Here is a 22,346-nt window from a genome sequence, read left to right on the forward strand (position 1 = left end):
ATGGAAAAATGGCGATTTATCGTGACCGAGGGGATGTCCCCGGCAATGAATATGGCAGTAGATGAAGCAATCCTGCAGCTTCACAGCGAGGGCAAGGTTCCTCCAACCGTCCGGTTTTACACATGGAACCCGGCAACCTTGTCGATTGGGTATTTTCAAAAAGCGGCAAAGGAAATCAATTTGGAGCTTGTTCAAGAAAAGGGCATCGGTTTTGTGAGGCGTGCTACGGGAGGAAGGGCTGTCCTGCACGACCAGGAGCTGACTTACAGTGTTGTCGTGTCGGAAAGCCACCCCGAGATGCCTTCCAGTGTCACCGAGGCGTACAAGGTGATCAGTCTGGGACTGCTACACGGTTTTCAAAACCTCGGCCTGGATGCGGAAATGGTTTCACTGGCAAGCGAAGAAGAAAAAGAAAAGTACAGCTCGCCGGGATCGTCCGCCTGCTTTGATTCCCCCTCCTGGTACGAATTGGTGGTGGAAGGGAAAAAGGTGGCAGGCAGTGCGCAGACCAGGCAAAAGGGCGTCATCCTTCAGCACGGCTCCATTTTGCTGGATATGGATGTCGAGCTGCTGTTCTCCTTGCTTCACTTCTCCTCAGACAGGCTAAAGGAACGCATGATGGAGAGCTTCCGGAAAAAAGCGGTGACGATCAACGAGGTGAGCAATAGACCGGTATCGCTTCAGGAAGCGATGGAGGCATTTCGCGACGGCTTTGCCACAGGCTTGAAGGTAGAGCTCGTAAAAGGCGAATTGACTCCAGAGGAGAGGGCGCTCGCCGAAGAGCTGGCCGCTTCGCGCTACTCGACCGACGAATGGAACCTCCGCCGATAGTTCAATATGCGAAAGGTAAGTGGATAAACAAAGAAGGCTCTCTAGGAGCGAAACTCCTGTGAGAGCCATTTTTTCGGATTAGACCAATGCGTTTGCGTAAATATGTTCTTCAAACAGCTGTTGCAGCTTTTCCACGACGGGTCCGATCTTTCCGCCGCCTACAGCCTGGCCGTCGACAGAGATAATGGGCATAACCTCGACAGTTGTCCCTGTCGCAAAGACTTCATCCGCCTGCTTCAGGAAGTCGACAGTAAACGGCTCCTCATGAACGATAATGCCGTTTGCTTTCGCGAGGGCGATGACGTCCAGCCGGGTAATGCCGTTCAGAATCAGGTGGTTGGCGGGATGCGTGTACAGCTCGTTGTCTTTTACGACAAACACGTTGGCTGCGCTGCACTCAGTGACGATGCCGCTGCGGTGCAGGATCGACTCCTGGGCGCCGGCGTCTTTGGCGTACTGCTTGACCATGACAGCGCCAAGCAGGTTCAACGTTTTGATGTCGCAGCGGAGCCAGCGAATATCCTCGACCAGCTGAGCGCTCAGTCCCTTTTTCATATCGGCCAGCGGGCGTTCCTTGCGGCGGACAAAGCCCATGATCACAGGGCGAATGCCTTTTGGTATATCGTGTACACGTGGAGACACACCGCGGGTCACCTGCAGGTACAGGGTGGCATCGTCTGCGGATGTAATGTTGTTTTTCGCAAGCAGCTCATGCGCAATCGCCGACAGTTCTTCTGCCGTCCACGGCAGGTCGAGCATGATCTCGCGAGCGCTGCGGAACAGCCTGGTCAAATGACCTTCCCATTGATACATGTTCCCTTTGTAAATGCGAACCACTTCGTAAACACCGTCACCAAAATTGTAGCCGCGGTCTTCCGGGTGAACAGTCAGCTCGTCTGTGCCGACCCATTTGCCATCCACGTAAAGCATGGTGAATCCTCCTTCTTCAGTTACGCAAATATTATGTCTTTTTTCGTTTGAACCTGCCAGTTGCAAACGTACAGCCCCCGCCGCCTTTTCCTGAAATCAGCGTCGAGTGATGTATGAGACAACCTTAACAAATACTGGGTCGAGGGTCAATTTCAAAATGAATGGAGGGGAAACTTGTCACACTTCGGTTGCTTGCTGTCGTCAGATGGCGCCACGTATCTTTATTTGACGGACTATTCTGACTAGACGTTTTCCTGAATTGCCGCCCATAATAAAAAGAGGCCATTTGGAAAGGGGAATGGGATGAGAGCCGAAATGAAATGGTTGATCACTGTCTTCATCGCATGGGGATCGTTGATGTTCTTCCCAGGTCCGGCGGGTGCGGAAGCCGGAGGGCAAGCGGACACGGATCGCCTCCTCGAACACGTGGAAAAACTGTCGACAGCCCCGCGAATTCCAGCAACAGAATCGGAGTTTCGCGCCGTAGTTTACATAGAAGAGTGGCTCCGCATTTTCGGTTATCAGACAAAGCTGCTGCCTTTCTCCTATTACGTTTATACGGAACCCAAACAGATCTCCTTGCAGGTCCCCGAGATCCGCGGGAAGACATGGGCCCCCAGAAGCGTTTTGTTCGGGCCGGCAGGAGAGGCGACGGGAGCAGTTCTCGACGTCGGTACAGGGACACAACAGGATTTCGCGAGAGCCGATATCGAGGGCAAGATCGTCTTCGTACGTCCGGGGGGAATGTCAGAGGCGGAAAAAGTGCGTCACGCAGCGGCGGCGGGGGCCAAAGGGATCATTTTGACGCAGGGAGCAAATGCACCAAGGCCATCTCTCGGGGGACCGCTTGATATGCATGTACCCGTACTGGCCGTCTCACCAGCCGAGGGAGAGCAGCTCGGACAGCTGCTGCAAAAAGGGGAGAAACTGACAGCCACCTTGAAGGTGTCGGGCGCTTCGATCATCAAGAAAACGTCCTACAATCTCACTGCGGAGTTGAAACCCAATAACGGGAACACCGGACAGATTGTGCTGGTGGCTGCCCATCACGACGCTTCCTTCGCCGCGCGGGAGGAAAATGATGCTTCAGGAATCGCTGTGCTGCTGGAAACGGCACGCCTGCTGACTGCGCAACAGCGAGATACCGAAGTGCGTTTTGTCAGCCTTGGCGCCGCCTCTGACGGAGGGCGGGGGCTCGACGATTATGTGCGGTCTCTGACGGATGCAGAGAGAACCAAAATAGCGGCATTTTTGTATCTCGGCAATGTGAGGCAACAAGACGGTGAACTGGCGGTGTACACCTCAAATGGCAAGCGCAATCTGGCAGCAGATCTGCTGGACGCAAAAGGAGCCGGCTTTTCCTCTGCCGCTCCGCAAGAGGTGCTGAGCCGGTTGGGTCGAATCGCTCAAGCTAACATCCCAAATGCGGTGCAGATCGTACGTGTTGCAGCTTCACAGAGCGGGAAAAACGTTCCTGAAAAAAAGAGCGATGGCGAGAAACTGACAGACGCGGTCCGTACCGTGGTCGATGCGATTACAACGATGACAGATCCGGGGTCGGGTCCTTATCCATTGCCAGACTCCCGTTGAAAAAAGCATATGGGAAACAAGCAGCAGCCTTCTGCCCCCTGCAGAAGGTTTTTTTGTCTAAGAATGTCATGATCTGTCGATTAGTAAAGAATGGTAAGAAGCGCTGCAAGGGAGTATAATTTTTACGAATACTTTGACAAAAGAATAAATCGTGCAGAATGGAATGCCTTACAACCTCATCATCTCGACCTACAAGCTATCATTTACGAGATCTAAGTCATGGAGGTATGGATGAAACGAACTGGTATCCAACTCGTTGTCGTGTATGGGTTCGCATCTCTTGCTTGGCTGGCGCTAACTGCTGCATGGCTTGTCCATCATACGGAAGGCATTCAATATTGGGGATTGGCTGTGCTTTGGACAGGTTTTGTTGTAGGCACATATTTTTTCATCAGATCGTGCGTTCGTTCCATCCGTCAATCAGAACAGGACGTCCAGATGAAATCAAAGGATCGGACTGCAGAGGGCGGAGACAAAGAAGGAGTCAGCATGCATTGGGACGACCTGGCCTCAAAGGATTTGCTTGAATCCTTTATGAGGCAAACGCCAGACGCTATCTCCATGCTGGACGTTCACGGAAATGTTTTTCGCGTAAATGAGGCTTCGGAAATGATTTTTGGATACACGGAAGAAGAATTGATCGGAGCACCGATGCCATTTGTCCCGGAATATTTGAAAGAAGAAGTCGATTACTATCACCGGCAGGTGCTCGCTGGAAAGAGAATCATCGGACTTGAGACAGTCCGCTACCACAAGGACGGACGGCTTCTTCACATATCGCTGTCGATGAGTCCGATTTATTCGGATAACGGGCAGGTGATCGGCATTGCAGGGAGCGCCCGAGACATTACCGAGCAAAAGAAAGTAGAGCAGCGTTTGAGGCAAAAGGAAGCGAAGTATCGTCTGATCACGGAAAATATGACGGATATGATTTGCATTTATCAGCCGGACGGTACAGTCGCGTACGCTTCGCCTTCACATGAAGCTGTCCTGGGATACCCGAACGAGAGGTACAAGGAGTTGTACAGACGGTTTGAGCTTGTACATCCTGACGACTTGGAAATGGTCAGGAAAGCCTTTCGAAATATACAGACACAGAACGAGATGATTACCCTTGAATATCGTTTCAAACACAAGCTGGGGCACTGGGTTCATCTGGAGACGAGAACGAAGCCGATTGTCGACGAGTCTGGCCGGCTGTTGGGCGCATTGATGGTAACGCGGGATATATCGGAAAACAAGCGGGCTGAGGAGCTGCTTCGCCAGTCGGACAAGCTTTCGGTCATCGGCAAACTGGCGGCTGGCATCGCTCACGAGATACGCAATCCGTTGACCGCTTTACGAGGCTTTATCCAGTTGATGCAGTCTACTGCGGAGGACAAGCGCTACGGGGAAATCATGCTTGCGGAGATGGACCGGATCAATGGCATCGTCAGCGAGCTTTTGATGCTGGCCAAGCCGCAGGCTGTCAAATATCAGGCGCGAGACATCAGAGACATTATCAGAAACGTGCTCTCTCTGTTGGATAGTCAGGCGATTCTCAACGACATCCAGATTCACACACATTTTGACAAGGAACTTCCCTTGATCTCCTGCGAAGATAATCAGCTAAAGCAGGTATTGATCAACCTCTGCAAAAACGCGATTGAATCGATGCCAGAGGGAGGCGACCTGCATGTGGAAGCGAAATCGCTGTCAGATGGGACGGTCAAGGTACGAATCCGCGATACGGGTTATGGCATCGAGTCTGCACGGATACCAAAGCTGGGGGAACCCTTTTTCACCACGAAGGAGAACGGAACGGGACTTGGCTTGATGGTATCATACAAGATTATCGAGGAGCATGGCGGCAGCATCAAGATACACAGCGAGCCGATGCAAGGTACGATGGTGGAGGTTATCTTGCCGGCCTTATCATCTGTCCCCATTTTTCCATTAAAAGATGAAGCCCTGGATGCAGTCTGATCCAGGGCTTTACGTTTTGCTCATTTTCCAGCATAGCCAAACGACCAGGAAAAGTCCGGAGTAGGTGAGGGCGCTTGCAATCACATATCCGACGCTTGGCCAGGCGACTCCAAGGAAAGCGAAGATGGAAACGGCGATCATCATGACAACGAACAAGGCGGTCAGGCTGATGTCGTAACGCAAGGCTACAGGTGAAGCGAGGGCGTAAACGGTGATTGCCAGCACGATTCCGGAGTAGCCGAGAACTGCAAGGGCATGGATCCATTGTCCGCCTGGCCAGATAGATGCAAGCACGGTCTGGAGCGGCAGCGAAGAGGAGTGGATATCATGCCAGTAGCCGAGCAAGATCCCCTGCATCAGCAATGTGGTGAAGAAAAAGAGAAGACTGCCGAGGACAACGCCGTGTGAAATGAAGTGTGCACGGGATGCCCGTGAAGCCAATGGAAGGCAAATGACCAAGATCGAAATGAAGTGAAGCGAAAAATAATAGAGGGAATGAACCAACCACTGGAGGTTTAATTGATAGCCAAGGGATGGAACATCGATATGCCTCTGCTCGATGTAGGCGGATGCGATCATGAGAAGTCCGATCCCAAGAAAAATAGTTACGCCGCGAATGAATACCGGCCAGCCTTTTCCCAACAGAAACACGGCCACAAGGACAGGGACGAGTGCAAAAGCCCAGGCGGTGTTGCCGTTGTTTAAAAGTAGTGCCATTTCTCCAAGCGAAGTACCTGCCCAGGCCAGCAGGAGCAAATGCAGCAGCACAGACAAGCCAGGTGCTGCCTTTTCGCCGAACCAGTAACAGAGCAAATCATGAAGCGAACGAAAACCGAGATGATGACTGAGAGTCAGGATTCGGTAGCTGAGCCACCCCAAGCCCCCACTGACCAATAAGATTCCCAGTATGCCCCATGAGCCGAAATATGCAAAAAAACGCAGGCCGTCAGCCCCTCCCAAGTATGTCCCGCCAAGTGCAGCAGCTGCAAATAGAACGGCGATTCGCCAGGAACCTCTGTCCATGAGCATCATCCTTTTCCCAACCTTGGTACAAGTGTATGTGGAAAGGGGGCTTGTTCAGAACATCAAGCAATTTAATAAACATAACTATTTACTAAGTGTGATAAATGGGATATACTAACAGTAATCAGCTATAATAGGGTATGAGGTGAAAAATAATGAAAATTCTCGGCATTTCTGGAAGCATGAATCCCGATTCTACCACAAAAAAAGCAGTGGCGATCGTACTTGCCGCAGCACAAAAAGCTGGGGCTGATACGGAGCTGATCCATCTGGCGGAATGGCCGATGCCCATTTATGATGTGAGAGATGATTTCTCCACCTATCCGGAAACTGTCCATCGCTTCGTTCGCAAGGTAACGGAAGCGGACGGGTTGATTATCGCTTCTCCCGAGTATCACGGCACCATCAGTGGAGCGTTAAAGAATGCGCTCGATTTCTTGGAAGGACGTTATCTGCGGGATAAACCGGTCGCTGTCCTGGGTGTAGCCGGGGGCAGCATGGGGGCGACTAACACGGTAAACACGCTGCATTTGATTATGAGAAATTTGCACGCCTGGGCACTGCCGGCAAGTCCTAGTGTTCCGAATGCATACAGCGCTTTTGATGCCGATGGAAAACTGAAAGATCCGCGTCTTCAGGAGCGATTGGAGACCTTGGGCGGTCAACTCGTGCAGACCGTAAATCTAAAGAGTGCGGAAAAACAGCTAAAATAGAGTTTTTCCTTGCAACTCATCCTCAATCCACGGTATGATAAATCTACGTGCTTTTTTTGCCATGCCGAAATACCGTTTGGAAACGAGGGATACATATGCCAACTCCCAGCATGGAAGACTATTTGGAACGTATTTACAGCTTAATCGAGGAAAAAGGATATGCTCGTGTCTCCGATATCGCGGAAGCGTTGGAGGTGCATCCCTCTTCTGTCACGAAAATGGTTCAAAAGCTTGATAAAGACAAGTACCTCGTCTATGAGAAATATCGCGGTCTGATTCTTACGCCAAAGGGTAAGAAAATCGGAAAACGGCTTGTCGATCGCCACAGTCTCCTGGAGGAGTTCATGCGTTTGATCGGCGTAGACGAAGAACATATTTATAAAGATGTGGAAGGAATCGAACACCATCTGAGCTGGGAGTCAATCTCGTGCTTTGAGTATCTGGTCCGCTACTTTCAGGAGGATCCGAAGCGTGTCGAGGATCTTCGCCGGATCCAGAAGGAAGAGGAACAAAAAGAAGAAGAGTTGTCCTAGAAACGCAGGCCTTCGGGCTTGCGTTTTTTCTGTGAACGAACAGTCGAAATCCGGTGATGACTTACGGATGTGTTCAAGGTATCGCCAAATAGCGCATGCATAACCAGCTTTCGAATCGCATTCGACAAGCACTTCGTCTATATATTGGTAAAAGGGGGGCAGTGAAGGTCCGAGGAGGAATCAGGATGAAGGCGGATGCAGTGTTTGAAGGAGGCGGAGTAAAGGGCATAGCCTTTATTGGCGCCTTGCAGGTGATGGAAGAGCACGGCTTTGTCTGGGAAAGGTTGGCGGGGACTTCGGCCGGGTCCATCGTGGCGGCATTGCTCAGTGCCGGCTACACAAGCAGGGAATTGCGTCCCATTTTTGAAAAGCTGGACTACTTGTTTTTTCTTGAACGGAGAGGATTGGGACGTCTGCCGATAGTCGGACCCTTATACGAATTGCTATTCCGTGAAGGGATATACCGGACTGACAGGCTGGAGAGATTTATCGATGATTTGCTTCGCCAAAAGGGGATTCGGACCTTTGGAGACTTGCCAAAGGATAAACTCCGCATCATCGCTTCTGACATTACGGGCGGAAAGATGCTGATATTGCCGGAGGACTTGAGCCATTTCGATATTGTCCCCGAACGATTTTCCATCGCACGCGCTGTTCGCATGTCGTCATCGATCCCCTTCTTTTTTCAGCCGACGCGTTTGACCAAAGACGGTGAAGTCCATTTGATCGTGGATGGAGCGCTTTTGAGCAATTATCCGGTCTGGCTGTTCGATGTGCCGGGGGTTCCCCTCTGGCCGACCATCGGCTTCCGGCTCCATGACAGCAAGGTGGATCGGGAGGCCTACCGGATCAGGGGATTGTTTTCATTCTCCAAGCAGTTGATCGCTACTATGCTGGATGCCCATGACCGGCTTTACGTCGATCGGGCCCAAGCTCTCCGCACCGTGTTCATCAATACATTGGGAGTGCGGACGACGCAGTTCCAGCTCTCAAAAGAACTTCGGAATCGACTGTACGAGTCCGGACTGCAATCCGCAACCCGCTTTTTGGAACAGTGGAGCTTTGAACAATACGTAGAGGTATTCCAAAAAGGTACACCCCCGACAGACAAAACAGGCTACCTTGTATAGGCAGCCTGTTTTCTTTATTGCGAAATATGATTATGAGGATCTTGGTCGCCTTGATTTTCCTTCGATTTGCCTTTGTTTCCGTCAATCACCCGGAACGGATGGTTTCGCCTTGCCTGTTGTGCATTCTTTTTCAGGGGAGCTCTCGAAACCGGCGTTTTCGGTTTTGCCTGTTTTTGCTGCTTGGGAGCTCCGGGAAGGAATTTGCCGCTCCTCAAATAGTTTCTGACCACCACGAACAAAAGGACAGACAAACCGATGATGACCAAGGTTTGCAGAGGCTTCTCAATGATCCGATTCAACAGACCGTATACAGCAAACAACAAGATGATCAAGATGATTGGGGGAATCCGGGGAAACATAGCGCCTCACCTCATCGTTATCTAAATGCTTAACCGGCAGAAACCAACCCTGGATTGGTCATCTCATGGTCGCGTTCGCGCATTTTGTTAAATGCGGCAATCGCCACCTCCACCTGGCTGTCATCAGGTTCCCGTGTTGTGATTTTTTGCAGCCACAACCCCGGATAACCGAGAAACCGCAGTACGGGCGTGTCACGCAATTTGTTGGTAAATTGCAGGACCTCATAGGATACACCGAGTACAACGGGCAGGAGCACGATCCGCTGAACCACTCGCTCCCATAAGCTGTCATACGAGAAGAATGAATAGATCACGACACCGATGATCACGGTGAAGATCAAAAAGCTGCTTCCGCAACGGTAGTGCAGGGTGGAAAATTTTTGCACATTCTCTACGGTTAAGTCTACCCCTGATTCATAGGCGTTAATCACCTTATGCTCAGCTCCGTGGTATTGGAACAGCCGTTTAATGAGCGGAGCCTGCGCGATCGCGGTGATATAGCCCAGGAGCAGAATCAGCTTGATTACGCCTTCCAAGATGTTTTGGGCGTATTGATTGGTGATCCACTTCCCGAACAGAAAATCGGCGAGGAACACGGGTACCAGGGTGAATACAAATTTCCCGAATAGAAACGACAAAATACCTACGACGGCCACACCCAAAATCATCTGCAGTCTGGACGGACCAGTCGAAACCTCTTCATCTGATTCCATGCTGTATCGGTCGGAGGCGAAATTCAGGTGCTTTGCTCCGTTGGCGCTTGCTTCAATCAGGCCGACGATTCCCCGCAGGAAAGGAATTTTCTTCAGTGCCTTGACCCACGGGATCTCGTTCCGCGGAGCTTCGAAGTATTCAATCTCTTGGTTTTTTCTGCGTATCGCTGTGACGGTTACCTGCTTACCGCCAAACATGACGCCTTCTATGACGGCTTGACCGCCGTAGCTAGGTACGTTTTGTTGCGCCAATCCTATCACCATCCTTATTACATATTCTAACGGAAACGGAGCGCGGAGGCTACTGGCAGTTCCAATCCCCGTCAAAATGTCAACCGTAAGTGAAAATAATAGGTTCGGCACATACTAGATACGGGGTGATGACGATGGGTTTGACAAAGACAAGAGGGCACCTGCGGGGCAGGTTTACAGAGGAAAGAAGAACTGCCCGTGCCGATGTGCCTGGCAAAGCGAAGACGCTGCCTTTTGCAAAGCTGGTTGAAATTGCTTTTTGGGGAACGGTATTTTGGGGAATCGTCAGGCTGGCTGCACACTTTCTCAATTTTACGCCTTACGGTTTGGGAGCCTATGCCCGTCCCTTTCTCTGGGAGGCAGATGAGGACTCCTGGTCTGCCACTGGCCTGGGAGTGATCCTGCTGTTTTTTGAAAGTGTGATCGCAGTGTTTTTATACTCTCTGCTGTTCCAAAGGAGCAAAATGTGGTGGAGCGGCTTGCTCTACGGCCTGATGCTGTTAGTAGTGGCAGGTTTCTTCTTTCGCATGGGCAATTGGGACGTGGCGACGCTTGCCACGGAAGCGGCCTGGTTTCTCTCCTTCGGGATGTTCGTGGGCATGACCATCACGCTGGAGAGCCATGACGAGGCTTGAGGCTATTCAAGCTCTTCTCCCTTATGGTAAAATTATTCTCTAGTAAAAATGTTTTTACAAAAAGGGAAGCGGAAGTGTCATAAGGGAGGAATGAACCGTGCTATCCGTCCTGTTGCTCAATGGCCCCAACCTCAACCTGCTGGGGCAAAGGGAGCCCGATGTGTATGGAAGAGAGACACTTCAAGACGTTGTCGCTCGGCTCGAAAAGGTCATGGAAGAGTGGAACGGTCGCCTCGAGCATTGCCAGTCCAATCATGAAGGCGTTCTCATCGATGCCATTCACCGGGCAAAAGGCGTGCATGACGGCATCATCATCAATCCGGGTGCATTTACGCATTACAGCTATGCGATTCGGGATGCGATCTCAGCCGTGGAATTGCCGACGATTGAAGTCCATATTTCCAATGTACACGCGCGCGAATCATTCCGGCACCATTCAGTCATTGCTCCTGTTGTTATCGGTCAAATCGTCGGTCTTGGCATCGACGGTTATGAGTGGGCGCTGAGATCGCTGGCAAACAAAATCGGCAAGAAATGAACGGAACCGGGCAAGTGAGCCGGTCTGTTCGGGAAGCGACAGATCGGTTGAACGGCAGACAAAGAAAGGGAGAGGAAAATGAACAATCGCTTGAGCAAATTGCGCGATGCCTTGGCACAGATCGGGGCTGACGCACTGATTACGGAAGAAACGGTGAACCGTCGTTATCTGAGCGGTTTTACCGGCTCGACGGGATGGGTTATCGTCACCGAAAAAGAAGCGTTTTTGGTAACGGATTTCCGCTATGTCGATCAAGCCCAGGAGGAGTGCCCGCACTTTACCGTGGTCAACAATGAGCGCAAGCCTCTGGAAGCGATCGCGCAAGTCCTGAAAAAGGCCGGCGTCAAACGGCTTGCTTTTGAAAGCAGCCTGTCTTTCGGAACCTATTCCAATTGGAGCAAGAGCTTTGAAGGTGTCGAGCTGGTTCCGACCAGCGGCTTTATGGAAAAGCTGCGGATGTACAAGGAAGAGTCCGAAGTGCAGGTGATCAGACAGGCGGTGAAAATCGCCGAAGATGCCTTTGAGCACATTCTCGGATATATCAGGCCTGGCGTGACGGAAATCGAAGTGGCGCTGGAGCTGGAGTTTTTCATGAGAAGACAGGGGGCGTCTGCTTCCGCGTTTGACATTATCGTCGCTTCAGGCCACCGCGGTGCGCTGCCGCATGGAAGAGCGAGCGAAAAGGTGATTGCAGCCGGTGAAATGGTGACGCTCGATTTTGGCGCGGCCTATCAGGGCTACAACTCCGATATTACCCGGACGGTCTCTGTCGGGGAGCCCCATCCTCGCATGAAAGAAATTTACGAGATTGTCCTCAAGGCTCAGATCGCTGGTGTCGAAGCGTTAAGACCGGGAATTTCGGGTAAAGAAGCCGATGCGGTTACCCGCGATATCATCACGGCTGCCGGCTATGGAGATGCGTACGGACACAGTGCGGGACATGGCCTTGGCATGGACGTTCACGAACTGCCAAACTTGTCGACTGCAAGTCCGTTTATCCTTGAGCCGGGAATGCTGGTCACGATGGAACCAGGCATTTACATCAGCGGCTTGGGCGGCGTTCGGATCGAGGACGACGTATTGATTACGGCGGATGGTCATGATGTCTTGACCCAATCCACGAAAGAGTTGCTCATTTTGCCCGTCTAATTTATACTATTTGTGTTATTTGTTGATTTGGGAGGACTAACATGATCTCTGTTAATGATTTTCGTACCGGCCTGACCATCGAAGTGGATGGCAATATCTACCAAGTGCTCGAATTCCAACACGTGAAACCAGGAAAAGGTGCAGCCTTTGTTCGTTCCAAACTGCGCAACCTGCGTAACGGCAACGTGGCAGAGATGACGTTCCGCGGCGGTGAAAAAGTAAGTCCTGCCCGCATCGAAACCTCTACCATGCAATATCTGTATGCCAGCGGCGATGAGCATACCTTTATGAACACAGAAACGTATGAGCAGCTCACCTTTACAAGCAAGCAGATCGAGCGCGAGCTTAACTTCCTGAAAGAAAACATGAACGTGCAAATCATGCAGTACAACGGCGAAACCCTCGGGGTGCAATTGCCGAATACAGTTGAACTGACTGTTACTGAATGTGAGCCGGGCGTAAAAGGAGATACTGCCTCCAACGTTACGAAAAAAGCAACCCTGGAAACGGGTTTTGTGGTAAACGTGCCGCTTTTCGTAGAACAAGGAGACAAGTTGATCATCGATACGCGTACCGAAGCATACGTATCTCGCGCATAAAGACGAGAGAACGAATAGCGAGCGACGGAAAAGAGCCGTACCTGCCATGGGTACGGCTCTTTTCGTTTCTCTTGGGAACCTTGCGTCAAGACGAAGCGTCCGCCGCTCAGCGTCCGCCAAACCACTCCCACAGCTTCAAGACAAAGGCGGTAATGCCGGCGGCCATTAGCGGGCCGACGGGAATTCCGCGCAAAAAGACAATTCCAATGATCGACCCAATGACCAAACCAACGATGATGGACGGCTCAGTTCGAAGCAAATCGAGTCCCTTTCCGTTCATCCAGGTGGCGATTGCCCCTCCGGCGAGTGCCATCATTCCGATCACCGTCGTGAAGAGCGGAGTAATGTCACGCCACGATATTTTTTCGCTGGCGAACGGAACAAGTACGGAGATCGTCAAAAACAAAAGACCCAGCTCAAGCCCCCGCCGCTCAACTACAGGAAACAGGCGTTCGAGTGCGGTCAGCTTCAAAACAAGCAGAATGCTCGCTGCAGTCGCAATAATTGGCGATCGCCCGATCAAGCCTATGACGATCAAGATGACAAGCATGATTTCCCCTGATACCATCGGCATCAAAACCCCTGTCCACGTCCCTAGTCTTCTTTCACTTTATGAGACAAGGTGGGGAAGTATTCGCTTCTCTCGTACAATCGGGACCAGGCGATAGTGGTCAATCTGTGCACAAAAGGCAAGATCATCGGCAAAATGATGCTGGACCAGTCTTCTGCCCGTCGTCGTGTGGGGCAAAAGCTGCGGCAATCGGTCCGACAGATGCAAATAGCTGGCCCGGAGCGCTTCTCCCAAATCGCAGAGTTGAACCTGCGGCTGCAGCAGCTTTGCTCTGTGAATCATGAGGCCAGCAGCCAGACCGTCTTCGAGAGCAAATTCGGATCGTGTTCCGGCACAGTACAGGGTGATGTCCAGACGTTGTGACAGTGCGTACTGGATACAAGCGGTTGCGTTGAGAAAACAGCCGATCAACAGGGAGGAGGCACGTTCCGCTTTTTGGATCGCACGTGTTCCATTCGTGGTAGTGAGGATAAGAACGCTCCCTTTTTGCGAGTGGCCAGCCAGTTCGGTAGGAGAGTTGTTGTAGTCGAAGTCAGGGATTTTCCGACAATGTCTTTCACCGGCAAGAAAGCAGTTTTCTGTCCGCAGCGCGTTGGCCTGCCCGATGGTCTCTACGGGAACGACAACCGAAAAGCCGGTTCCCAGCGCGGTCACGATCGAACTAGACGCACGCAGTACATCGATGACGATGACGACGCGGTTGCCGATCTGATCGTAGCGAATTTCCTCAACGGTGGGAACGACATCTATTCGCACGTAGCGGCCCTCCTTTCGGCCATCATCGCTGCAGTGTCACCCCTCAGCCCCCTTCGCAGCGTCTCGACGGCTAATACGTCGGCACCAGCAATATTCCCCAGATTTACGCTGGCGCCCAGCGTCTGAATCAAGGCGACCTGCTGTTCCTTTTGGGGAGCTTCCCAGATTAGCCGGTCTGCCAGGGAGCCGGCGGCCTTATGAATATCCAGCAAAAAGCTGGTCTCCACTTTTCCTTTCCCATCAAATACGCCTACCGTCCCACTCTCGCGGGCTTCTACGATCACGTAGCTGGCGCCTGCTAGAAGATCAGCCTCCAGTGTACGCAGCAGCTCGTCTTGCTCGGCACGGAAATCTGCCGATTTTTTGCCAAATTCCGAGTAGACGATCAGCCCGGCATCTGCCGCCGTACTGATCGCCCTTTTTCTGAGGTCGGCGGGGAGGGGGAAGGTTCCGTCGGAGATTTCGACCGCATTAAACCCGATTGCTTTCACTTGTTCGATATATGCCTCCAGAGTGGATTGGCAAAGGGCAATTTCAAAAAGGGTTCCGCCTGGCATGATGTGCAGATTCCACGTTTTGGCCTCTTCCACTTTTTGTTGCAGAAATTTGCCGGGGTAGAGGACGGATGTACCAAAGCCCAGCTTGTAAATGTCGATGTAAGGGGCAGCCAGCTCCATCAGGTCGTAAAATGCTGCGCGACCCATTCCTTTATCGATGACCATGGTTAATCCGGTCGCGCGTGGTTTGGGTTGTCTTCGCCGGGACGGGTCCGACCATCCATCGGGCCAGAAGGGAAGATCGCGGTTAAACATGGCTGTTTTCCTCATTTCTTCTAGGCGTTTGCTTTTAGTCTATGTGCGGGTGAGGTTGGGAGTGAGCCGCAAGCCTATAGGCGATTGCCCAGCTTTCAGTGATGAATCTGCCCGGGACGAGCATAGAGTGATAGGGAGGAGGGCGAGGAGTGATGTGGGAAAAAGCGATCATAGGGATGGCTACACTAAGAGTGATGTCTGGTACCATTGAAGTGCTGGCGGCCCTGTTTATTTTAAAAGTAAACGAGGTGGAGAAGGCGCTGCTGATCAATTCGGGACTTGCCATTGTAGGTCCGCTTGTACTGCTGTCGACTACGACAATCGGACTGATCGGCATGTCGGACCGGATCAGCTTCGCAAAAATCATGTGGATATTTGCGGGCATCGTCTGTATATTCATCGGGGTCAGAAAATGACGGATACGATTTGGCATTAGTAACCCTCCCGACTTTCGGGAACAATAGCGAAAGTAAACGGATAAAGGAGGGTTCCTCGTGCTTGAATCATTGGCTAATCGAATTTCGTATCTGCGCGGCTTGGCAGATGGGTTGGACCTGACACAGAACAGCAATGAGGGAAAGGTACTGTCGGAAGTAATTGAGGTACTGGACGAAATGTACGGTCAGTTCAGGGAATTGCACGCCAGGATCGAGGAAACCGAAGATTACGTAGAGGCAATTGACGATGATCTCGACGATGTGGAGTTGTACCTTTTCGGCGATGAGAATGATCTGTACGAGATGGTGGATGACTGTGACGAAGACGACGACAGCGTCCTCTATGATAAATTTGCGGATCAGGACGACGAGGATGCCTCCACTTACGAGCTGGATTCTGACGACAATGTGATAGCCTCTTATGAAATCGAGTGTCCCTCGTGCCATGAGATCATGTTCTTTCAAGAGGGGGAGGATGATGAAGGGTACCATCATTACATCATCGAACCCTATCCGCAGGACAGGCAATATGAACCGATCAATGCCACCTGAAAAACATCGAGCGAACAAATGGTGAACTGGCTTTCATCCGGACCGACCGGTATGGAAGCCGGTTTTTTTGTTTGAGAAATGATTGCGTTGATACGCGTAGTACTCGTGCGGTTCCCGCGACTTTCGCTAGCAAGCGTTTCTCTGGCGTTTTCTTGGCATAAAACTCGTCCAGACCCGCATAGGATGGAGGTAAGTCGACGTGGACAAAGGCTGAAGTGTCAAAGACACGAAGGAGGGATAAGTCGTGAACGAGATCATGGCGATTTTGCCGGCGACCATCCGCAGCATTCTGACTGCATTGCCCTCCGCCGTCAGAGAGCATCTGGAGGAAATCCGCCTACGGCAAAATCAGCCGCTGGAAATAAGATTTGGGCAGCAGTCGAGCTACGTGACAGCCGCAGGACAGCTGACAGCCAATGCCAGACAAGGGTGGACCTTCACTGAAGAACAGTCGGTCAAGCTGTTGAACCTGGTCAGCCAGCACTCTCTGTACACTCTGGAAGAAGAGCTGAAACGCGGCTACATCACTGTTACAGGGGGACACCGGATCGGCATTGCCGGCAAGGTCGTCCTGGAACGGGGAGAAGTAAGAGGGATTCGCGACGTTACCAGCTTTAACATCCGGATCGCTCGCGAGAAAAAAGGGACGGCACAGAAGGTCCTGCCCTATCTGTTCGAAAACGGACGAATCCTGAATGCCCTGATCATCTCGCCTCCACAGTGCGGAAAAACAACGCTCCTGCGAGATATTGCCCGCTCCATCAGCTATGGGAACGAATGGTCCTCCAGCCGCAAAGTGGGCATTGTGGACGAGCGTTCCGAGCTTGCCGGCTGCTTGAACGGTGTTCCGCAGCGGGATGTCGGCCCGAGAACGGACGTGCTGGATGCTTGCCCAAAAGCAGCAGGAATGATGATGCTGATCCGTTCGATGTCACCCGATGTCCTGATCGTGGATGAGGTGGGGCGGCCGGAAGACGGCGAAGCCGTATGGGAAGCCGTCCATGCCGGTGTTTCCGTAATCTGTTCTGCGCACGGCGCAGAGATCGAAGAGGTGGCGAGGCGTCCGGCACTGGGAAAATTGATTCAAAGCGGCGTCTTCTCCCGCTATTTTGTTCTGAGCCGCTCGAAGGGCGTAGGGACGATTCAAGGCGTCTACGACCGGAGTCTCGAACCGGTCGATAAGGGGGAGGTCGCATGGTTAAGCTGATCGGAGCCGTGCTGATCCTGTTCTCGGCTTCCATGGTAGGGTGGCAAATTGGTCGGTTTTATGCGTATCGTCCCGTGCAGCTCAGAGCTCTTCTCGTAGGGCTGCAGATGCTGGAGACGGAGATCGTGTACGGCCTGACCCCGTTGCAGCCTGCCCTGCTCAAAGTGGGAAACCGGCTGCCGACAGAGATTGGACAGCTGTTCCAGACTGCTGCGGGCAGCCTTCGCGAGGAGCGAGCACAGAACGCCGACGAAGCGCTCAGACTGGCCATCGATAGACACTGGCAGCAAACGTCGCTTCGCAAGCAAGAGCGGGATGTGTTGACCAGTCTGGGACAGGTGCTCGGATCATCTGATCGGGAAGACCAGCAAAAGCATTTGCGTCTCGCCGTTACACACCTTCGCGGGTTGGAGGAAGAGGCGCGAGCGGAACAAAACAGGTACGAGAAAATGTACAAAAGCCTCGGCTTCCTGTGCGGGTTGTTGGTCGTCATCCTGATGTTCTAAAGGCGAGGTGTTCACTGTGGATTTTGATTTGACACCTGTTTTTCAGATCGGGGCGGTGGGATTTATTACAGCCATTCTGCACACGGTTCTGAAGCAGGCTGGCAAGGAGGACATCGCACACTGGGCGACGCTGGTGGGGTTTATCATCGTGCTGTACATGGTAGCTCACTATGTCGGCGACCTGTTTTCCGAGGTAAAACGCGTCTTCCTGTTTAATTGAGGAGGGAAGGCGAATGGAGATCGTACAAATCGTCGGACTGGGATTGGTGGCTACGATTCTCGCGCTGGTCATCAAGGAACAAAAACCGATGTTCGCCTACCTGCTGGCCATCGCGAGCGGCGTTGTCATCTTTTACTTTCTGATCGGTAAAATAGCGGAGGTCATCAGGATTCTGGAGCGTCTGGCGGTACAAGCTGACCTCAATCTCGTATTTTTGGAAACCATCTTGAAAATCATCGGAATTGCCTATATCGCTGAATTCGGGGCACAAATGACCAGAGACGCCGGTCAGGGAGCCATCGCTTCCAAAATCGAGCTGGCTGGGAAAGTGTTGATTCTGATCATGGCCGTTCCGATCATTCAGATCATTATCGAAACGGTCATAGACCTGTTGCCGGCGTAGTTGGGGGAGGGGTGCAAGTGACTCGTGCGGGCTGGTCGCTCTTCTTGTTTCTGCTGTTTGTCTTCCTGCCGTCAACCTCTCTCTCGGCTGCCGTGACGACACCAGCACCTTCTGTCGATTACCTGATCAAGCAGCAGGTAGACGATTTGCAGGTTGACCGGGTCGAAAGGTTTTGGACAGAGCTGCAGCGCGATTACAAAGGGTATCTTCCTGATCTGCAGGCTCCCGGTTTTCTCCAGTTGTTGATGCAGCAGGGGGACTTTAGTCTCTCCGGGTTTCTCAAGGGCTTCGGCAAATTTGTTTTCCATGAAATTTTGATGAATGGCAAACTGCTCAGCTCGATCATCATTATTACGGTTTTTGCCATGATTCTGGAGACGATGCAAAACGCCTTTGAACGCAACACCGTGACGACGGTAGCCTATTCGATTGCCTATCTCGTGCTGATGGTGCTCGCCATTAACAGCTTCCATGTGGCCATCACGTACGCCAAAGAAGCGATCAGCGACATGTCCGACTTTATGCTGGCCATGATTCCTCTGGTCATCGCTCTGCTCGCTTCTGTAGGAAATTTGGCGTCAGCGACGATGTTTCACCCGCTCATCATCTTTCTCATCAATACCAGCGGGATACTCATTTCCTACGTCATATTTCCGCTCCTGTTTCTGTCCGCCATGCTGTCGATCGCAAGCCTCTTTTCGGAAAGATACCAGGTCACGCAGCTTGCTTCCCTCTTGCGCAATATTGCAATGGGAGCGCTCGGGTCCTTTCTTACCATATTTCTGGCGATCATCTCCATCCAGGGGGCTACGTCGGCAGTAGCTGACGGGGTAACCCTGAGGACGGCCAAATACATTACCGGCAATTTCATCCCGATTGTCGGCAGGATGTTCTCAGATGCGGCAGACACAGTGCTCAATGCTTCTCTTCTGGTCAAGAACGCAGTCGGATTGGCAGGGGTCCTGATTCTGCTCCTCCTGTGCGCATTCCCGGCCCTCAAGATCCTGATTTTGGCCATGATCTACAATCTTTCCTCCGCCGTCCTGCAGCCTTTGGGCAATAGTCCGATCATCGCGGCACTCGGAGCGATCGGGAAAAATCTAATCTTTGTCTTTGCGGCTTTGGCCACGGTAGGGCTGATGTTCTTTTTGGCCATCACCATTATCATTGCGGCGGGCAATATCTCCATGATGGTTCGGTAGGTGAAGCAGATGACATGGCTTACGCTCTGGCTGAAAAAGATCATCTTACTTGTTCTCCTGGCTGCGTTCCTCGACCTCATTTTGCCCAATACCAGCATGCAGCGCTACGTCAAAATGGTGATGGGACTGATTATTTTGATGACGATCATCTCCCCTGTGTTCGCCCTGTTTCAGCTCTCTCAGGATGATCTGGCGCTTAAGCTGGACCGCTACCAGGAGCAGATGAACCGGCCCTCCGACACCGAGTGGAAGCGCATCGCCGAGAGGCTGGCCGGAAAGCAGGAAAAGCAAATAGACGCCTACGTGCAAAGTCAGGTGGAGGCATCCATTCGAACGAAGCTCAAGGAGGATCACGGAGTGGAGGTAACGGCAGTCAAGGTTCTGTTGGACAACAAGAATGCAGACCAGGCAAAATTGCAGCGCATCGAGGTAGCGATCGCCCCAGAAGGGAGCAGCGGGGAAACAGCAAGCGCGATCAAGCCGATCGAACCGATCGAACCGATACGCATCGAGGTAAACAGTCAAAGCCAGGGGCAAGAAGAAAGGGAGCTGCCGGCTGTTGCACAGCAGAAGGATGCCCTGTCCAAACGGATTGCCAGTGATCTGGCAGCGCAATGGGGCTTAAGCGAGGATATGGTAGTCGTTACCAGGGATCAGGACAAGATTGAGAAGCGGTGACATGCAGTCGTTCAAGGTGAGGTGAGCAGGGGTGTTTGGGAAGCTGAAGCAATGGTTGGCCGCAGATTCAGATAAAAAGAAGCTGAAGCCGATCCACTATTTTATCGTCATATTGGGAATCGGGATGGCCATCATGATTTTGACCGATTTCCTGAATGTTGAACGCGATCAGCCGATGGGTTTCGGGATTGGAGGCAATGAACCGACCGGACCGCTTGGAACCGAACAGTCGGCGCCGGTGCTCGGAGGAGCCAATCCGCCCGACATCATCGCAGAATACGAAAACATGTATCAAACGCAGCTGAAGGAAATATTGGCCAGCGTAGTTGGTGTGGGAGAGGTTGAAGTCATGGTCAATCTGGATTCGACGCCGGAGCTGGTCGTCGGGAAAAACACCAATACCCGTTCCTCTACCAATCAGGAAACGGACAAGGAGCGAGCCACGCGGAATCAAAATGACCAATCCCGCGATGAACAAGTGGTCGTGGTCCAGGGAGGCAAACAGGATCAGCCCGTTATCCTCAAAACGCTAAAGCCAAAGGTAAGAGGGGTTTTGGTGGTGGCAAAAGGCGCCGACAACATACAAGTCAAAGCGTGGATCACCGAAGCGGTTCAAAAAGTATTGGATGTGCCTGCCTACAAAATTTCGATATTGCCTAAAAAAGGTTAGGAGGTAATGACAAATGATGCTTCGCAAGCAAACGGTATGGTTGTTGACAATGCTGGCCGTGATGGTGGTCCTCTCGGGCTACTATTTGGTCAAAGGGCCGGACAGTCAAGTGTCGACGCTGGGGCAGCAACAGTTGCAGCAGCTGCAGCCTGAGCAGGACTCGCTTTCTGGTGTCGTGGTTGAGAGCAAACAGACAGAGACGCCAGCCACTGACGCAGCTCCTGTCGAGGGCAAGCCAAAAACGGAACCTGCGGCAGCAGATACGGCAAATGCCAACAAGGAGCAGCAGACAGATACCAAGGAAACGGCGACGCTGGCTGATACCCCGAGCGAAATTTTCACCGGGTACAAAATGAAGCGGGAAGCCCAACTCCAGCAGCAAAAAGACGAGCAGATGAGCATCATGGGCAGCCCGGATGCGACCCCGCAGGCAGTAGCAGAGGCGAAAGCGAAGTACGAAGAGCTCTCTACGATGGAGAGCGCCACAATGGCCGTAGAAGAAATGCTGAAAACAAGCGGCTACAAAGACGCTGTCGTGTTCACGCAAAATGACAAGGTGACAGTAATCGTGCAAAAAGACAAACTGGGCGCAGATGAAGTGGTGGACATCATCTCCAATGTAAAACAGCATCTGAACGTCCCGGCAACCAATATCACCGTACAATTCAAAGCTTCCTGACGAGGTACTAAGGATCATTGAAAACGGGCATGCTGGTAAGGGTTTCTCCTCGTTTTTCGCTGGAAATGAGGGGAAATCCTTTCTTGACGTTGGGGTGGTGACAAGCTACCATGATTGTTAGACCTCGATACATACCATACTCCCTGGTTATCTTTCGAAATGAAGGAGTGCTTACCTGTGTTCAAAATTCATGAAATCCGTGAAATTATCAAGTTGATTGATCAGTCGTCCATTAACGAATTCGAGCTTGAAATCGATGGAGCAAAGGTAACAATGAAAAAATCGGCCGGGGAAACCGTCTACGTTTCGCAACCGGTCGTACAGGCTCCAGTGGCTCCGGTCGCCCAAGCAGCGGCTCCCGTAGCAGCTGCACCGGCAGTGGCAGAAGCTCCTGCGGCGCCGGTTGAGGCTCCGAAGCCGGCAGCAGCAGCCGTAGATGAGTCGAACCTGCACAAAATCGTGTCCCCGATGGTGGGAACATTCTACCGTTCCCCTGAGCCGGGCAAGCCTGCCTACGTCCAAGCGGGCGACAAGGTGACCCCGAACAAGGTTGTTTGCATCGTGGAAGCGATGAAGCTGTTCAACGAGATCGAGGCAGAAGTATCCGGGGAGATCGTGAAAGTGCTGGTTGAGGATGGTCAGCTGGTGGAATACGGCCAGCCGCTGTTTTTGGTGAAGCCAGAATAGGTTGGA

Annotated in this window: 28 protein-coding genes; 21 read left to right on the forward strand and 7 right to left on the reverse strand. The window is 52.1% G+C overall.

The genetic code is table 11. The features are described 5' to 3' along the window. Positions 1-831, forward strand: coding sequence for a biotin/lipoate A/B protein ligase family protein (locus tag NSQ24_RS11360; protein WP_003387298.1), 831 nt, complete (start codon positions 1-3; stop codon positions 829-831). Positions 832-909: 78 nt separating this feature from the next. On the opposite strand, the gene dat is transcribed toward NSQ24_RS11360, so the two are convergent. Further along, positions 910-1,761 carry a D-amino-acid transaminase gene (gene dat / locus NSQ24_RS11365; RefSeq protein WP_003387297.1) on the reverse strand — a complete coding sequence of 284 codons (852 nt, stop codon included), beginning with the start codon at positions 1,759-1,761 and terminating at the stop codon, positions 910-912. A 315-nt stretch (positions 1,762-2,076) separates the two neighbouring features. Here dat and NSQ24_RS11370 point away from each other — a divergent pair, with 315 nt between their 5' ends. Then, entirely contained in the window at positions 2,077-3,351 is a 1,275-nt protein-coding gene (locus NSQ24_RS11370) for a PA domain-containing protein (RefSeq protein ID WP_003387296.1), read from the forward strand. A 231-nt stretch (positions 3,352-3,582) separates the two neighbouring features. Beyond that, positions 3,583-5,316 carry a PAS domain-containing sensor histidine kinase gene (locus NSQ24_RS11375; protein WP_024984892.1) on the forward strand — a complete coding sequence of 578 codons (1,734 nt, stop codon included), beginning with the start codon at positions 3,583-3,585 and terminating at the stop codon, positions 5,314-5,316. Positions 5,317-5,325: 9 nt separating this feature from the next. Here NSQ24_RS11375 and NSQ24_RS11380 read toward each other — a convergent pair whose 3' ends face one another. Beyond that, positions 5,326-6,339 (reverse strand): hypothetical protein, encoded by a 1,014-nt coding sequence (locus tag NSQ24_RS11380; RefSeq protein WP_003387294.1) that lies wholly within the window; start codon positions 6,337-6,339, stop codon positions 5,326-5,328. Between the two features lie 155 nt (positions 6,340-6,494). On the opposite strand from NSQ24_RS11380, the gene NSQ24_RS11385 reads away from it, so the two are divergent. The 3 genes from NSQ24_RS11385 (at position 6,495) to NSQ24_RS11395 (ending at position 8,715) form a co-directional block, all read left to right on the forward strand. Then, positions 6,495-7,052, forward strand: coding sequence for an NADPH-dependent FMN reductase (locus tag NSQ24_RS11385; RefSeq protein WP_003387293.1), 558 nt, complete (start codon positions 6,495-6,497; stop codon positions 7,050-7,052). Between the two features lie 95 nt (positions 7,053-7,147). After that, complete coding sequence (mntR, locus tag NSQ24_RS11390; RefSeq protein ID WP_172920384.1) at positions 7,148-7,585, forward strand: transcriptional regulator MntR; 438 nt, start codon at positions 7,148-7,150, stop codon at positions 7,583-7,585. Between the two features lie 185 nt (positions 7,586-7,770). Beyond that, the gene (locus NSQ24_RS11395) at positions 7,771-8,715 is read left to right on the forward strand and encodes a patatin-like phospholipase family protein (RefSeq protein ID WP_003387290.1); all 945 of its coding nucleotides are present in this window, start codon (positions 7,771-7,773) and stop codon (positions 8,713-8,715) included. Between the two features lie 14 nt (positions 8,716-8,729). On the opposite strand, the gene NSQ24_RS11400 is transcribed toward NSQ24_RS11395, so the two are convergent. Together NSQ24_RS11400 and NSQ24_RS11405 are read right to left on the reverse strand one after the other, a co-directional pair. After that, positions 8,730-9,074 carry a hypothetical protein gene (locus NSQ24_RS11400; protein ID WP_003387289.1) on the reverse strand — a complete coding sequence of 115 codons (345 nt, stop codon included), beginning with the start codon at positions 9,072-9,074 and terminating at the stop codon, positions 8,730-8,732. 29 nt (positions 9,075-9,103) lie between these two features. After that, positions 9,104-10,039, reverse strand: a complete 936-nt coding sequence (locus NSQ24_RS11405) for a DUF1385 domain-containing protein (protein ID WP_172920383.1) — start codon at positions 10,037-10,039, stop codon at positions 9,104-9,106. A gap of 134 nt (positions 10,040-10,173) precedes the next feature. Between NSQ24_RS11405 and NSQ24_RS11410 the strand changes: the two genes are divergently transcribed. The 4 genes from NSQ24_RS11410 (at position 10,174) to efp (ending at position 12,960) form a co-directional block, all read left to right on the forward strand. After that, complete coding sequence (locus tag NSQ24_RS11410) at positions 10,174-10,674, forward strand: YqhR family membrane protein (protein WP_024984896.1); 501 nt, start codon at positions 10,174-10,176, stop codon at positions 10,672-10,674. A 97-nt stretch (positions 10,675-10,771) separates the two neighbouring features. Next, positions 10,772-11,212, forward strand: coding sequence for a type II 3-dehydroquinate dehydratase (gene aroQ, locus NSQ24_RS11415; RefSeq protein ID WP_003387286.1), 441 nt, complete (start codon positions 10,772-10,774; stop codon positions 11,210-11,212). Between the two features lie 78 nt (positions 11,213-11,290). Beyond that, on the forward strand, positions 11,291-12,361 hold the full coding sequence (locus NSQ24_RS11420; RefSeq protein WP_024984897.1) for a Xaa-Pro peptidase family protein: 1,071 nt from the start codon (positions 11,291-11,293) through the stop codon (positions 12,359-12,361). A 41-nt stretch (positions 12,362-12,402) separates the two neighbouring features. Next, on the forward strand, positions 12,403-12,960 hold the full coding sequence (gene efp, locus NSQ24_RS11425; protein ID WP_003387284.1) for an elongation factor P: 558 nt from the start codon (positions 12,403-12,405) through the stop codon (positions 12,958-12,960). Positions 12,961-13,066: 106 nt separating this feature from the next. Here efp and NSQ24_RS11430 read toward each other — a convergent pair whose 3' ends face one another. Genes NSQ24_RS11430 through NSQ24_RS11440 form a run of 3 tightly spaced genes read right to left on the reverse strand, consistent with a single transcriptional unit; the run spans position 13,067 to position 15,099 of the window. Further along, positions 13,067-13,528: a DUF441 domain-containing protein gene (locus NSQ24_RS11430; RefSeq protein WP_003387283.1), complete on the reverse strand. Its 462-nt coding sequence runs from the start codon at positions 13,526-13,528 to the stop codon at positions 13,067-13,069. 42 nt (positions 13,529-13,570) lie between these two features. Next, on the reverse strand, positions 13,571-14,287 hold the full coding sequence (locus tag NSQ24_RS11435; RefSeq protein WP_003387281.1) for a 2-phosphosulfolactate phosphatase: 717 nt from the start codon (positions 14,285-14,287) through the stop codon (positions 13,571-13,573). Next, positions 14,278-15,099, reverse strand: a complete 822-nt coding sequence (locus tag NSQ24_RS11440) for a phosphosulfolactate synthase (RefSeq protein WP_003387279.1) — start codon at positions 15,097-15,099, stop codon at positions 14,278-14,280. Before NSQ24_RS11440 ends, NSQ24_RS11435 begins: the two co-directional genes overlap by 10 nt. 152 nt (positions 15,100-15,251) lie before the next feature. Between NSQ24_RS11440 and NSQ24_RS11445 the strand changes: the two genes are divergently transcribed. The 11 genes from NSQ24_RS11445 to accB all read left to right on the forward strand — a co-directional run bounded on the left by NSQ24_RS11445 (position 15,252) and on the right by accB (position 22,340). Continuing rightward, positions 15,252-15,515, forward strand: a complete 264-nt coding sequence (locus NSQ24_RS11445) for a YqhV family protein (protein ID WP_003387278.1) — start codon at positions 15,252-15,254, stop codon at positions 15,513-15,515. Positions 15,516-15,593: 78 nt separating this feature from the next. Then, positions 15,594-16,088, forward strand: coding sequence for a CD1247 N-terminal domain-containing protein (locus NSQ24_RS11450; protein WP_003387277.1), 495 nt, complete (start codon positions 15,594-15,596; stop codon positions 16,086-16,088). 244 nt (positions 16,089-16,332) lie between these two features. After that, a complete protein-coding gene (gene spoIIIAA / locus NSQ24_RS11455; RefSeq protein ID WP_339167824.1) occupies positions 16,333-17,295 on the forward strand; it encodes a stage III sporulation protein AA in 963 nt (320 codons plus the stop codon). Next, entirely contained in the window at positions 17,283-17,801 is a 519-nt protein-coding gene (gene spoIIIAB / locus NSQ24_RS11460; RefSeq protein WP_003387275.1) for a stage III sporulation protein SpoIIIAB, read from the forward strand. The genes spoIIIAA and spoIIIAB overlap by 13 nt, the downstream gene beginning before the upstream one ends. A gap of 16 nt (positions 17,802-17,817) precedes the next feature. After that, complete coding sequence (spoIIIAC, locus tag NSQ24_RS11465) at positions 17,818-18,021, forward strand: stage III sporulation protein AC (protein ID WP_003387274.1); 204 nt, start codon at positions 17,818-17,820, stop codon at positions 18,019-18,021. 13 nt (positions 18,022-18,034) lie between these two features. Next, positions 18,035-18,424 (forward strand): stage III sporulation protein AD, encoded by a 390-nt coding sequence (gene spoIIIAD / locus NSQ24_RS11470; RefSeq protein WP_003387273.1) that lies wholly within the window; start codon positions 18,035-18,037, stop codon positions 18,422-18,424. Positions 18,425-18,441: 17 nt separating this feature from the next. Next, complete coding sequence (spoIIIAE, locus tag NSQ24_RS11475) at positions 18,442-19,626, forward strand: stage III sporulation protein AE (protein WP_003387272.1); 1,185 nt, start codon at positions 18,442-18,444, stop codon at positions 19,624-19,626. Between the two features lie 9 nt (positions 19,627-19,635). Further along, a complete protein-coding gene (spoIIIAF, locus tag NSQ24_RS11480; protein WP_339167826.1) occupies positions 19,636-20,304 on the forward strand; it encodes a stage III sporulation protein AF in 669 nt (222 codons plus the stop codon). A 31-nt stretch (positions 20,305-20,335) separates the two neighbouring features. Continuing rightward, positions 20,336-20,974 (forward strand): stage III sporulation protein AG, encoded by a 639-nt coding sequence (spoIIIAG, locus tag NSQ24_RS11485; protein ID WP_339167828.1) that lies wholly within the window; start codon positions 20,336-20,338, stop codon positions 20,972-20,974. 13 nt (positions 20,975-20,987) lie between these two features. After that, positions 20,988-21,653, forward strand: coding sequence for a SpoIIIAH-like family protein (locus NSQ24_RS11490; RefSeq protein ID WP_003387268.1), 666 nt, complete (start codon positions 20,988-20,990; stop codon positions 21,651-21,653). Positions 21,654-21,830: 177 nt separating this feature from the next. Beyond that, on the forward strand, positions 21,831-22,340 hold the full coding sequence (accB, locus tag NSQ24_RS11495; protein ID WP_003387267.1) for an acetyl-CoA carboxylase biotin carboxyl carrier protein: 510 nt from the start codon (positions 21,831-21,833) through the stop codon (positions 22,338-22,340). Positions 22,341-22,346: the final 6 nt, after the last annotated feature.

Origin of the sequence: Brevibacillus sp. FSL L8-0520, from assembly GCF_037963895.1 — a bacterium.
Classification (GTDB): domain Bacteria; phylum Bacillota; class Bacilli; order Brevibacillales; family Brevibacillaceae; genus Brevibacillus; species Brevibacillus borstelensis.

Coding starts and splice junctions, on each gene's coding strand:
- NSQ24_RS11360 (WP_003387298.1), top strand. CDS start 1: ATGGAAAAATGGCGATTTATCGTGACCGAGGGGATGTCCCCGGCAATG.
- dat (WP_003387297.1), bottom strand. CDS start 1,761: ATGCTTTACGTGGATGGCAAATGGGTCGGCACAGACGAGCTGACTGTT.
- NSQ24_RS11370 (WP_003387296.1), top strand. CDS start 2,077: ATGAAATGGTTGATCACTGTCTTCATCGCATGGGGATCGTTGATGTTC.
- NSQ24_RS11375 (WP_024984892.1), top strand. CDS start 3,583: ATGAAACGAACTGGTATCCAACTCGTTGTCGTGTATGGGTTCGCATCT.
- NSQ24_RS11380 (WP_003387294.1), bottom strand. CDS start 6,339: ATGGACAGAGGTTCCTGGCGAATCGCCGTTCTATTTGCAGCTGCTGCA.
- NSQ24_RS11385 (WP_003387293.1), top strand. CDS start 6,495: ATGAAAATTCTCGGCATTTCTGGAAGCATGAATCCCGATTCTACCACA.
- mntR (WP_172920384.1), top strand. CDS start 7,148: ATGCCAACTCCCAGCATGGAAGACTATTTGGAACGTATTTACAGCTTA.
- NSQ24_RS11395 (WP_003387290.1), top strand. CDS start 7,771: ATGAAGGCGGATGCAGTGTTTGAAGGAGGCGGAGTAAAGGGCATAGCC.
- NSQ24_RS11400 (WP_003387289.1), bottom strand. CDS start 9,074: ATGTTTCCCCGGATTCCCCCAATCATCTTGATCATCTTGTTGTTTGCT.
- NSQ24_RS11410 (WP_024984896.1), top strand. CDS start 10,174: ATGGGTTTGACAAAGACAAGAGGGCACCTGCGGGGCAGGTTTACAGAG.
- NSQ24_RS11420 (WP_024984897.1), top strand. CDS start 11,291: ATGAACAATCGCTTGAGCAAATTGCGCGATGCCTTGGCACAGATCGGG.
- efp (WP_003387284.1), top strand. CDS start 12,403: ATGATCTCTGTTAATGATTTTCGTACCGGCCTGACCATCGAAGTGGAT.
- NSQ24_RS11430 (WP_003387283.1), bottom strand. CDS start 13,528: ATGGTATCAGGGGAAATCATGCTTGTCATCTTGATCGTCATAGGCTTG.
- NSQ24_RS11440 (WP_003387279.1), bottom strand. CDS start 15,099: ATGTTTAACCGCGATCTTCCCTTCTGGCCCGATGGATGGTCGGACCCG.
- NSQ24_RS11445 (WP_003387278.1), top strand. CDS start 15,252: ATGTGGGAAAAAGCGATCATAGGGATGGCTACACTAAGAGTGATGTCT.
- spoIIIAB (WP_003387275.1), top strand. CDS start 17,283: ATGGTTAAGCTGATCGGAGCCGTGCTGATCCTGTTCTCGGCTTCCATG.
- spoIIIAD (WP_003387273.1), top strand. CDS start 18,035: ATGGAGATCGTACAAATCGTCGGACTGGGATTGGTGGCTACGATTCTC.
- spoIIIAF (WP_339167826.1), top strand. CDS start 19,636: ATGACATGGCTTACGCTCTGGCTGAAAAAGATCATCTTACTTGTTCTC.
- NSQ24_RS11490 (WP_003387268.1), top strand. CDS start 20,988: ATGATGCTTCGCAAGCAAACGGTATGGTTGTTGACAATGCTGGCCGTG.